This window comes from Helicobacter felistomachi (assembly GCF_030296895.1).
GTDB lineage: Bacteria > Campylobacterota > Campylobacteria > Campylobacterales > Helicobacteraceae > Helicobacter > Helicobacter felistomachi.
The window spans coordinates 948,609-960,967 of the sequence record NZ_AP028022.1; the positions used below are offsets into that span (position 1 = coordinate 948,609).

Genomic DNA, 12,359 nt, shown 5'->3' on the forward strand with positions numbered 1-12,359 from the left:
AAGAGAGCACACACGCCACAACCTACCCCCCCCCCCCCCCCCCCCCCCCCAATTTTAACGGCAAGACCGCCACATGCGACCACCATATTGGCGTACATCCTCTTTTTACCATCCGTGCATTATACCATCCAAAATGGGGAATAGAGTGATAATTTATAATTGATTAAATACTATTTGAAATATTAATACATAAGCGAACGCACCAAAACCGAGTTAAACGCATTAAAAGCAAAAGGCTACAAATTAGGTTGACAAAAAGGCAGAGTGTGAGCTAATACTATCTTGGACTCACTACTAGAATAAATCAAAGACTACCGCAAGAAGCAAGTATCCTACATTGACATTTACAGTATTTTGGAGCTCAAGAACCGCAGAGGTGTGATGTTAGGGGGATTTAAAAAAGGTTTCGTTAAAATGGAGGGCGTGATTGAAAAAAGTTGAGATTGAGGGAAGTGTGTTAGCCCCGACCAAAGTTTTAACACACCCTAAAACAAAACTATCCGCCAATCCTCTATCTTTGACCTCAAACACAATCAATCAAAGACCATACAAAAAAGGATCAACATGAGCAATGTACCCAAAAATACCCAAAAATCAGCTGAAACCTCCATATATTCACTTAAAAGTAACTTAAAAGTTACTCAAAAAGAACACGAAAATATCAAAAACACACCCAATTCTGAAACTCTAACCCCACTAGACCCCCCTACCACAACCACAACCCCCAAAAGCAGGCTTATTTGACAGATAAAATTACCATAACCCCCGAATTTGGCGAAAACTTTGCAGAGTATGCACTCAAAGGTAAAGAGGCAGTGAAAAAGCTCCTACAAATGCAATGCGGACAAGTTGCCCAGGCGTTCTATCGCCCAGACTTAGGCGAGAGTGGGGAGTGGTATATTGATTTAGTGTGGGGAGCAAATGCAGCTAGCTTAAAAGGCTTGAAAGATGCTAAAGGCAAACCCCTTAACCCTTATGGCTTGGCTAAAATCCTTGAGAAACATTTAAACGACTTTAAAGACTTTGAGGGCACAACACCGCAAGAGAAGTTGGCAAGTGGGATTGAGGAGATTATACAAAAAGGTACTCTTATCAATGAGGATGGCAAGGATACCCTATGGCTTAAAAAGGGCGATGACTACTATTTGGTAGGCTTATCTAAAGGGTGGTTTGGCAAAGGCGAGAACAACTGGGTTCTTACAAGCTATAAAAAGACAAAAGGCAAAATACCTAAAGAGCTTAAGGGCGATGGCGCGAACCTGTCCGCTTATAGCACTAAGTTTAATCCTGCACTGACTTCTGCAGATGAACCCTTAAGTGTGCTAGAGGATAGCACAAAAGGGCTTAAAAAGTAAAACTAAGCCTAACCCCACCGCTGTTTAAAAGCCACAGACACCACACAAATAAATTTGGAGCATGAAAAGGGTATCCACTGAAAACAAGACATCGCCAGTCAAGACTACTTAATACACAAATATGCTAAAGACCACAACTTAATCACTGATGACAAAATCATTGTAGAAGCGAGCAGTGGTCACACCCTGATTTTATGCGTATCACTGACCTATGCAGAGCTCTCAAACGCAGGACACCCTCATCGCTACAGAAATCAGCCGGTCAGGATGCTCAATGGCAGAGATGATGAAAATTGTTGATTGATTGATTTAATTGATTTAGATGAGTGGGGCGATAGAGTGATAATTCACAATAGATTAAATACTATTTGAAATATTAATTATTGTGTTTAATAAAATATTTATTATTTAAAAACATAGCTTGATGAAACGGGCACTCAATGGTAACCAAACATCCATCTTGTCAACACCTTAACAATATTTCAAAACCATCTCTCATAAGGTCAACCAACTCAACTACTTGCCTTGAAAAAAGATGTTTTGAGGACGAACCAAAGCGCTCTATGTGGGGTGTAGAGTTTATAAAACATCTTTTTAATTCTTTAGTACAACAGATTACAATATCCATAAATACTAGCTAAATACTGATTTAGTCATCTTTCTTGTCCTTTTCATCTTTTGCATCATTAGAACTGCCTACTTCGGTTATCTCCTCTATCGAATTGGGATATATCACCGATAGACTTTCAAAACTCCTAGCAATCTTGTTTTTATCCGTTTGCACTTTATTTACATCTCTACTTAGTGCGTCTATATGCTTAGAAAATTCTTCGAAGTTCTTTTTTAGTTTTGTAATTTCTTTCATAACCTTTTCGTAATTCTCATCTATTTTTGCGTTTTTCCATAAATGATCTATGTACATTAAGGTTACCATAAGCGTGCTAGGCGATGCAATGATGACTTGGGCATCTTTTGCCTTTTCTAACAATTCTTGAGCATTAAGGTCAAGCAACTCTAAATACACACCTTCTAAGGGGATGTACATGATGGTGAAGGCTACACTATCTGGTATGGTGTTGTGGTAGTTTTTCTCCCCTAGCTTTTTTATACTTTCATAAACCGCTTTCTTTAAGTTCCCAAGTGTCTTAACTCTCTCATCTTTGCTTTGGTCACCTTGCAAATCCATATAGTCATTTAGATTGAGTTTAGAATCAATCACCACACTGCGCTTATCTGGCAAATATAACACAACATCTGGGCGCACTGAAGAAGAATTGTCATTTTGGATACTCTTTTGCACTTCAAAATGCACGCCTTCAATAAAATTATGCCGCTCAAGCAATGTTTTGAGCAATAACTCCCCATAACTTCCGCGTTTTTGTGGGCTACCCCTTAAAGCATCTGTAAGATTTTGAGCCTCTTGGGCTAAGTTTTTATTTAAATTCTGTAAAGAATTCAACTCTGTTTTTAAACTGGCTTGTTCGCTAATCTAATATTCTTTAAAACTTCTGACTAGATTTTCTAGGCTTTGTAACTCAGATTGTAGGGGTTTGAGAGTTGCGCTTTGCGCTTCTTGGAAATCTTTGGTCTTTTGATCTAGTAAATCGCTACTTTCATTTTTAACTTCTTCTAAGACAAGCTTCTTTGTCAACTCACCCATGTCTTCTTGTTGTTTTTGCATTTGTTCTTGCAAGGTCTGGTATTTTTCTTGCCAGTCTTGAAGTCTTTGGTTAAAATGGTTTTCTTGGTCTTGCAGTCTCTGGTTTGAATGCCTTCCTTGTTGATCTAAATCCCTCTTACTGCTGTCTTGTAGAATTTGATATTTTTCTTGCTCATCTTTGAGCCTTTGATCTAAATATTTTTTTTGTTGTTCTAATTCACTATCCTTGTTCTTTTCTAGTATCTCACATTTTTCCTTAGTGCTATTCAAAGATGCTTCAGTTTGTGAAATCCGCTGTTTCAACTTATAGATCCACACTAATAACGCAACAATCCCTACACTTTCTAATGCCAATCCTAGTATGAGTAGTTGTAACATCCGATGATCTCCAAAAAACTTTAGCTTGATATTTAGCTGAGAGTATCAAGATTGTTGATTATACATTAAGCCCACTGTACACGGATGAATTTTTAGTGTACAGATAAAGCTCTCTATAAGCTAAATCTCTCTGCAAGCGGGTTTTAAAACCATTCCTCAATATGTAAGCCTTATATTTGGAAGTCGTTTTATAAAGATACTGGGGTGTGAAAAGAATAAGGCATTAAGTTTACTACGATTTGGTAGTATGATTTCTGCTAATCTTACTGACTTTATAAGGATGCGTTGATGCTTTACCCTTACAATCCCAACGCCAGACAGCTTAAAGAATTTAGACAGAAAATTCACACGCATCCACTTGTATTGTTTTGTGATTATGACTGTGATGGACTAATGGGGGCTAGCAGTGTAGTAACTCTTTTAAAAAAGTCAGGTATAGAAAGTAGGGTTTATGTTTATAGCCCCAATCGCAACACCCATGGGTATGGTTTGAGCTTAGCGGCTTTAGATGAGATTGCTAATAACGAGTCTTGTTTGATGGCATGTGCATTTGGTTCTTCTCAAAGCTCCCCAGAATATCTCAAGACAAGCTACAAGAACATTTTGCAAAAACATGGCAACTTGGGACCCTTGTTAGTGAGTATTGGCTTAGCTATGGCGAAAGAGGGTGTTCTACAAGAATATTCTATTTTTTTTGAGAATATCATTATCACAGACAATCACACACCTACAAAGACACGAGTTTACCAGTATAACCCCGAAAAAGCGAATATTCATAGCTACAGCGGTTCTTTGGTGGCTTACCATTTTTTTAAGGAAATGCTAGAATTGGAGGATTGCGAGGATGCCTTAGAGTTAGCAAGTGTAGGATTATTGAGTAGTTATATCCCCCTAGATGATTGTAACCGTCCTTATTACGAGAGACTGCTTAATCCTAAGCACATGGCTATCAAACAACTGATTGGCACAGATAAAAACACATGGGAAAATCTAAGTTATCAGTATGGATTTCACTTCATCAATGTGATTAATAGTTCGGGGCGTTTGAGTGGTCTAAAGCTAGATCAAAAAGAATACAACCATAATCATTACTGTGCTCTTCATTATTGTCTTAATCCCAAGTGTGAGGCTAGTCTTAGCATTCTTAATGACTACAACAGAAAGCGACTTGAGTTAAACAGAAAATTACTTGCTGATCTCCGTGCTACAGAGTATGCAGATGGATTAGTTGTGGCTGGTAATGCTACTTTGCCTTTGGGCTTTCTAGGACTCTTAGCTTACTGCTTGCTTGATCGCCATAAAGCTAATGTGGCTCTTGTTTATCAAGTTACAAATGATGATTGTTTCACCATCTCTTGCCGTGCGCGTTTTTTTGACTTGCAAACTTTTTTAAACGATCAGCAGGCTAATGGGCTGGACATAGAGTTTAGAGGGCATACTAGGACATCTGACCTGCAAAGCGATCGAAAGACTTTTGAATCTCTTCTAAATGCCTTACAATATGCCTTGACAAGAGATCCATTAAAAACAGAGGTTTCACCAAGCAAAAATAGTGTTGCAATCCCTAATTTCTCCAAAACGGCTACTTTTAAAAAAGAGATCGAAACCGTTATCAATGTAGATCCCAATGATCGTTCTGCCAAAGGGCTTAGAGTCTATTTAGATCAGTATGTGAGTGGACAAGAAGAGGCTAAGAGAAGACTCTGTATGGTCATTGCTAATCACTATAAGCGCTTTGTGGGGGATGAGAATGTTATGCCCAAGACAAATACACTATTGATAGGTCCTTCTGGTTCAGGTAAGACCTTTATGACAACGACACTTTTAAAACATTTGGGTATCCCTTATTGCATTATGGATGCCTCACATTTTACACCAGAAGGCTGGCGTGGTGCAGACATTCTTAGCATGTTTGCTGATCTTTATCAAAATGCTGGGCAAGAAATTGAAAAAGCCCAAAAGGGCGTGATATTCTTAGATGAAATAGATAAACTAGGAATAGAAGTTAGTGATTACGATTCGTTTAAAATGAGCGTGCAAACACAATTGCTTAAAATTATAGAAGGGCATAACATCACCTTTACTTACAACCAACAAGAAGATGGAAAGACTAAAGAGCTGAAGATATCTATAGACACTTCAAAAATTTTGTTTATCTTGGCTGGACATTTTGCAAATCTTTATCACAATAAGGATAATCAAGACCATCAAGAAGGACAAGATACGATAGGGTTTGTCAAGCGTCCGCCTATTGTTTAACCACAAGAGCCCAGTGTTCCCCAAGAGGTCAAAAGTGCTGATTTAATGCGTTGTGGATTGATTAGAGAACTTATAGGGCGTATTCCCGTGCGCATTGTGTTAGAAAATGTGGATACGAAAATGTTAGAGAGTGCCTTTGATCGGGCAATCATTGAATATGAAAATGAGTTTTTAAGATATGGGAGTTGTCTTGTCTTTACTCCCAAAGCCAAAAAAATGATCATCGATCAAACGATGCAAGAGGGAACGGGCATGAGAGCCATTGGGCTTGTGTTAACAGACAGATTGCTCCTAATTATATCCGACTTGCAAGAACAAAAGTTTGTGGGGCATCAATGTGTCATCACAAGCGATACACTTGTAACGGGCAGACCTCATTTGGTCGCTGAAGGGACAAAAATAGAAGAGATGGATTGGTATAGGGAGGAGTTAGATAGTGAGCATATTTGAATGTGTAGCTAGTCAAATTTTGACTTGATTAATGGTAGAAATTGATGGATGCAGTGGTGCAGTTTAGATTTTTATGCGATTATTCGATAGATGGTGTTTTCTAGAGACTTTTGATATTAGGAGGAGATGTAGTGGCAGATTCTAAATATCCTTTAAATCAAATCCTTTATGGACCTCCTGGGACGGGCAAAACTTACAGAACTATTGAAGAGGCGTTAAAAATTTTGGAGTTTGAAACAGGAGGGAAGTTAGATCACGAAAAAATTGAAAAAAAATTATTTGGAGATTCTGTCAAATATAAAATTCCTCAGTCTGTCCAAAAGGAGATTAATGAAACTGATGAGAGTAAAAGAGAAGAAAAAAGACGAAGAATCTACGCTAAGGCTTTGTTTGATCATTACAGAGAACAAGGGCAGATCGAGTTTGTAACCTTTCATCAGAGTTATAGCTATGAAGAGTTTGTAGAGGGGATCAAACCTAAACCAAAAGGCAATCAAGTTGATTACCCTGTCGAAGATGGAGTTTTTAAGAGGATATGTGAAAGCGCAAAAAAATACTTAGGCATTCAATCTAAGCAAGTTTCTAATGAGAAGTCCAGTAGTATGGAATCAAACACGGAGGTACAATCTGATACACACCATGAGAATATAGATAGGATAGGTCTAGAACTCCATGTGGATAATTTGTTTAACAGGTTTGTTAAGGCTTTGGAAGAAAGATACAAAGAAGAAGGGAATTATGGAACTGCCAAACTTTATAGTGGCATAGTGCACAATATCGGGGAAATAAGTCAAGCACAATTTATCTTGACAAATCAAAAATACTGGAAAAAAGTCGGTAACCCCCCATCAAAAGAAACATTAAGGAATAAGTATAAAGAATTCTATGAATCAATACGGGATGGAAAACCTCCGAACCCAACGGATCTTAAAATTGGTGGCAATACCTACATTTGGGCAATGCTTAATAAAATGATGAAATTTGAACGAGAAGAGGACCCTGAATTGCTGGAATATTCGGGACAACAAACTCCATATGCTCTGTCAAAAGAACAAGAAATCCAGCAGAATCCATTAGACAAGGATGCGCCTAACTACATCCTCATCATCGATGAAATCAACCGAGGCAATCTTGCGAGCATTTTAGGTGAGCTCATCACACTCATAGAACCCAGCAAACGGCTAGGCAATAGCGAGGAGTTAAAGGTTGTATTGCCTTATAGTCAAGGTCAAAAGAGTGGAAATGGAGAAAAAGAACTTTTTGGTGTCCCTAAGAATCTTTACATCATTGGCACAATGAACACCGCTGATAAGAATATTGCCTTGATGGATACCGCTTTACGCCGTAGATTTACTTTTGTGGAGATGATGTCAAAGCCTAAGGAGCTTAAAAACCTTTGTATCAGAAATGCGAAAAACGAGGACACACATATAAGTTTGCCGAAACTCTTAAGGGCAATGAATAAACGCATAGAGTTTTTACTAGATCGCCACCACACCATTGGGCACACTTACTTTTTAGGGCTAGAGACTTTAGAGGATTTGCGAGAGTGCTTTACAAACAAGATCATCCCGCTTTTGCAAGAGTATTTCTATGATGATTATGCCAAGATTGATATTGTGCTGAATGGCAATGGTATGCTAAAAAATGAGACAATAGAAGATGCAATGAAGGATGGGGCGGTAGCGGTAAAAGATGACAAGAAACTTAGAAAATCTTTTAATGGTTTTGTCGATACCGATAAAAGGATTTATGAGATTACAGAATCGGATGAGTGGGAGGCTAAGTCTTTTAGGGAAATATACAACGGTGAACCGGACAAATTGAATGATGGCAAAAGGGAGACAAGCGATACAGATAGGGAAGAGGTGTCAGACGAAGTCAAAACAAGCCCAGCAGATGAAGAGAGCGCGTCTCCTGAATCTAATACACCATCCACTGATGAATAACTCCTATGCGCACCATACCTACACTTTGCCGAGCAGAATACACTGACTTCACCAAGGAGGATATAAGGGGTCGCCTACCCGATCCCAATGACGATGAGGAGGCGCAAAGAATATGGAAGACTTTGCAGAATTTCGCCGACCCAAAGAAAAATCGCTGTTTTTTGAAATTTGAAAATAAGGATACCTTGAGAACACAAAATTATGTAGGTTTGCTCCAAGTGAGGGGGTTTTGTTTAGAAATTTTGCCTAAGGTGCATGAGGGCGATTCAAACGCCCAACATGACTCTAGTTGCCAAAATTCTCTATATGCATTTGACAACACTAAGTTTCAAGAACAAGTCGTGGAGTTTGTTGAGAAACTTCAACCCAAAAAGAAAGAAGAACATGGAGAAGAACCTGAGAAACAAAAACCCATAGCACCACCACCATGCCGCATTTGCCATGCCAAACAAATTCTCTACAACTGTCTAGCCACTCTTAGGAGTGCTCCCTTTAAGAAGATCCAATCTGCCTATTTAGGCAATGCAAACTTGCCCTTGTTGGATATTTTTGCATGCATGTTTTTAGAGGAGTGCCAGCAACTGATTAAACGCGGACTCAAACGCGATTATTTGCGTGTAGCTAAAAACCGCACCTTTCTCAAGGGCAAGTTAGAGATTGCTAAACATCTTAAGTTCAATTTAATCCACAAGGAGCGTTTTTACACCACTAGCAATGAATATAGTTTAGATGTGCCACCTAACCGCCTAATCAAAGCCACACTTAAATATCTTAAAACGCTAGCGTTAAGTCCTAAGACACAAGATAAATTTAACCCTGTGTGGTTTGTCTTTGAGGAGATCAGCCCTACTCTAGACACAGAAATCGATTCAGACTTTGCCAAAAGCGAACACGCCACGCGTTTTAGAGAATACCAAAGTTTATTAGCATGGTGTCGTCTGTTTTTGCGCCAAACATTTCTGACTCCCTACAGCGGAGTAGATCAGGCTCACGCTTTTTTGTTCCAGATGGAAAGACTCTTTGAGTCCTTCGTAGGGCATTGGTTACAAAGGAGTGTAGAGGGCTATCGTGTGAGCTTGCAAGAAGAGAATAGAGAATACCTTATGGAAGATGAAAAACTTAAAGATCACTCTGCATTAGTTCCCGACATTGTTCTTAAGAATGAAAAGGAAATTTTGATTTTAGACACCAAATGGAAAGTTGAAAAATCAAAAAAAGTTGAAAAAGCTGATCTGTACCAAATGTGGGCGTACGCAAGTGTATACGCTTCTTTAGAAAAACAACGAGAAAAACGACGACGAGTGAGCGTTTATCTTGTTTATCCATGGCACGGTAATACTCAATCTATTATGGGGATATTCAAACCACGCATATCAACGGGTAAGTCAGATATGTCCATTAAACTAGAAACCACATATTTTCCATTAGTCATTATGAGTTAGAAAAATACTTTTAGAACAAGGAGCGAGCGATATTACGGACGCACCAGAGTGAATTTACGTTGTTTCTCAATGTGGGTGATTTTCAATTTAGTGAATATAGATATGCCTGCTGAACTCTTTAAGTATCGTATCTAGTCATTTTGTGAAGAATTTATAAAAGGGAGCGTTTTAGAGCTTATTCCAATACCAAATGCTTATTGCTTGAAGAGGCTTCAGAAAGAAAACATATGTATGAGCGCACTCGATCAAAAATCCAAGAGGTACTAACAGGGCATGTACATGTGGCCAGACAAGCTATTATCTTTCATTTATCTTTCATTTAAACAATCTTGACTAGAATACAGTATGGGAGCATCCTTGCAACAGATCACCAGCCATTATCTCAAAGCTTTGGACAAAGAAAGTGTACGCACACAATTATTCTCTAGAGCACAGAGCAAAATTTTACCTGATCAGCAGCCAACCTATGCTAGCTTGCAAAAACACCTTAATGAACTAGAGCACTGTATCAATAGGCTACCTAGTAAGAAAAACTCTAAGGCGGTCCATGATGCACTTAGGTTAGTTCTTGGCGTGATTAACAAAGCACAAAAACAAATTGCTAGAGTGGCAACAATCAAAAACACCGACCCACGGGGCAAGCTAGATAACTATTTGCGTAATCTTGCCCATGCCTTTAGTGAGATTGACCCAGTGGTGCAAGAGTTATTTAAATCAACAGAACAACAAGACTAACGCCCATCGCCTACAGAAACACAACCGCAGTCTTTGCCACAATCAGTTACCACCATCTATTCTACACAATAGACTATAGACAAATTCTACGTAGAGATCTTTTCTCTCTCATAAAGGCGCTCACCTTCTTGTGCAAGATCCTTGTAGCTCACTACAACATCTTTTATGCCATCTAACCACTTCTCTAAGTTGTTTGTGTAGTTTGTAGCATTTTCAAGATGGCTCTGTGAGCGAGTTAAGGCAACATACAGTAACCGCAACTCCTCAACCACCACATTGTCCTCAAAATCTTGCTTTAAAAACGCTTTAAAATCTCGTAAAACACGCAAGTAGTTCTTTGCTACCTCTCCCACCTCACCCTCTCCCTTCTTTTTCACCTCCCTCACTTTAAACTCTACCTTATCTAGAGATTTTTTCAGCTCATCAAAATCAAACAAATCAATCCCATAATAACGCATAAATCCTTGTGGCGCTAAACACACAGACTGAAACTCCATACCCTTGCTTTTATGTGCTGTGCTGATGTAACAATCAAAAGGGCTATCCTTTTTCCCCTCCTCCTCTAGGCGCCTAATTTCATCAAGCAATACCCCCACATTAATCCCCCTATTTTCTAAACGCTCTTTTATATCCATAAAACTTGACAAATCGCTAGCAAATACACTATCGCCTTTTTCAATAGCCGTTTTCAGCACTATTAATAAACTACCTTGCTTTTGCATTAACTTCTCATAGGGGCTAAACTTTTCTTTATTATCTATCTTGTCAAAATCTTTTTTCCAAAAAAGACACATGTCTTCAAAATCTCGAAAAATCTGTCCTATATCTTTTTCACCTAAATTAAAAAACCGCAGCTCTTTTTCGCGCTTACCGTCCGGTAGAATCGCCCGCGCAATGTGCTCTAAAATTGCAAAATTTGTGCGACACAATAAAATACTCCCCTTGCCTTTAAATTCATCCCTGTATTCATTCTTCATCTCGTTTTTAAAAGATTGCATTGGTATCGCACCTAGTAATGCCAAGATTTTATTAGCTTCTCCTACGACATGGGGCGGACATCTAAAAGAGCAAGTTAAGTGAAACTCTTTATAAGACACCCCTTCTTCTTTTAAACGTTTATGTAAAAAGTTAAATCCCTCCCTAGGATCCAAGAAACCATAAATCTTTTGACATGGATCTCCCACAAAAAATACCGCCCCCTCCTGTCCTTGACTGCACATTTTATCAACATACTTAACTTGCCGCACCAGCATCTCTAAAAACAACCCTTTCAAATCCTGCACTTCATCTACAAAAATATACCGATAAGGTTGCACTTGATTGTCTAGCATATACAATCTATCACACAGTGCATGGGTGATCTTAAAATCCTTGCACTCTAGCAATTTTTCAACTAAAAACTCCATTTCTTGATCTTCTTTCCAATTTACCAACCATTTGCTCATTTCTTTCAAAATTGCTTTACAACAATCAGACATGTCCATGCATGTCAAATCAAAACCTCTAGCAACTAGAAAATCATCAAATTTAGGTACCCCACCGTTCCTTTCAAAAAAAACATACTGATAAGTTATAGAGTTAAAAGTCCCCACCCGCACTTGTTTTTCTAAACCTTTCATTGCTAGCTTTTTCTTTACATCTTCTTTTAAGTGCTTATTAAAACAAAGATATAACAATTTTTCTTGTTTGCCAACATAACCTAATATGCCGTTGGTTTTTTGGGTCTTGGTTCTTGCATCTCTTTGTTGTTTGATGTGCTCCATCACCCCTAATATCGTAGCGGTTTTGCCTGATCCAGCGCAAGCGTTGACAAAATTAATGCGCTGATATTTTGTAATGATTGCCTTTTGTTCATCTGTCCATTGTGTCATATTATTATCACTTGTATCATTTATCATTTTCATTATCCGTTAATAATTAGTGAAATGAATTATAACACTAGATAATGGCACTATTGATTTTGGTTACTCGAGTGTTGGAGAGGTTTAAGCAATGGCTTTTTGCTGTATTTTTACCCATAGGCTCACAATCCTCCCATGCTCTCAATATTACGCACGGAATAATTGGGATGTCGCATTCTAACCCTACTTTTTCAAAAAATCTATAGATTCTTTTTGTAATAAATTTGGCA

General features: G+C 38.4%; 9 protein-coding genes. 6 read left to right on the forward strand and 3 right to left on the reverse strand.

What is annotated here, in order from left to right; all coding sequences use genetic code 11:
• Window positions 1-740: 740 nt before the first annotated feature.
• Window positions 741-1,355, forward strand: coding sequence for a putative barnase/colicin E5 family endoribonuclease (locus QUE23_RS04965; protein ID WP_286348013.1), 615 nt, complete (start codon window positions 741-743; stop codon window positions 1,353-1,355).
• A 649-nt stretch (window positions 1,356-2,004) separates the two neighbouring features.
• Here QUE23_RS04965 and QUE23_RS04970 read toward each other — a convergent pair.
• The gene (locus tag QUE23_RS04970) at window positions 2,005-2,814 is read right to left on the reverse strand and encodes a DNA recombination protein RmuC (RefSeq protein WP_286348014.1); all 810 of its coding nucleotides are present in this window, start codon (window positions 2,812-2,814) and stop codon (window positions 2,005-2,007) included.
• Between the two features lie 30 nt (window positions 2,815-2,844).
• Complete coding sequence (locus tag QUE23_RS04975) at window positions 2,845-3,393, reverse strand: hypothetical protein (protein WP_286348015.1); 549 nt, start codon at window positions 3,391-3,393, stop codon at window positions 2,845-2,847.
• Window positions 3,394-3,681: 288 nt separating this feature from the next.
• On the opposite strand from QUE23_RS04975, the gene QUE23_RS04980 reads away from it, so the two are divergent.
• From QUE23_RS04980 to QUE23_RS05000, 5 genes are all read left to right on the forward strand, one after another.
• Window positions 3,682-5,652, forward strand: coding sequence for an AAA family ATPase (locus QUE23_RS04980; protein WP_286348016.1), 1,971 nt, complete (start codon window positions 3,682-3,684; stop codon window positions 5,650-5,652).
• Window positions 5,653-5,697: 45 nt separating this feature from the next.
• Complete coding sequence (locus QUE23_RS04985; RefSeq protein WP_286348017.1) at window positions 5,698-6,102, forward strand: ATP-dependent Clp protease ATP-binding subunit ClpX; 405 nt, start codon at window positions 5,698-5,700, stop codon at window positions 6,100-6,102.
• 131 nt (window positions 6,103-6,233) lie between these two features.
• Complete coding sequence (locus QUE23_RS04990) at window positions 6,234-8,051, forward strand: McrB family protein (RefSeq protein ID WP_286348018.1); 1,818 nt, start codon at window positions 6,234-6,236, stop codon at window positions 8,049-8,051.
• A gap of 5 nt (window positions 8,052-8,056) precedes the next feature.
• Entirely contained in the window at window positions 8,057-9,493 is a 1,437-nt protein-coding gene (locus tag QUE23_RS04995; RefSeq protein ID WP_286348019.1) for an McrC family protein, read from the forward strand.
• 357 nt (window positions 9,494-9,850) lie between these two features.
• Window positions 9,851-10,228 carry a hypothetical protein gene (locus tag QUE23_RS05000; RefSeq protein WP_286348020.1) on the forward strand — a complete coding sequence of 126 codons (378 nt, stop codon included), beginning with the start codon at window positions 9,851-9,853 and terminating at the stop codon, window positions 10,226-10,228.
• 86 nt (window positions 10,229-10,314) lie between these two features.
• On the opposite strand, the gene QUE23_RS05005 is transcribed toward QUE23_RS05000, so the two are convergent.
• On the reverse strand, window positions 10,315-12,126 hold the full coding sequence (locus tag QUE23_RS05005; RefSeq protein WP_286348021.1) for a UvrD-helicase domain-containing protein: 1,812 nt from the start codon (window positions 12,124-12,126) through the stop codon (window positions 10,315-10,317).
• Window positions 12,127-12,359 lie beyond the last annotated feature (233 nt).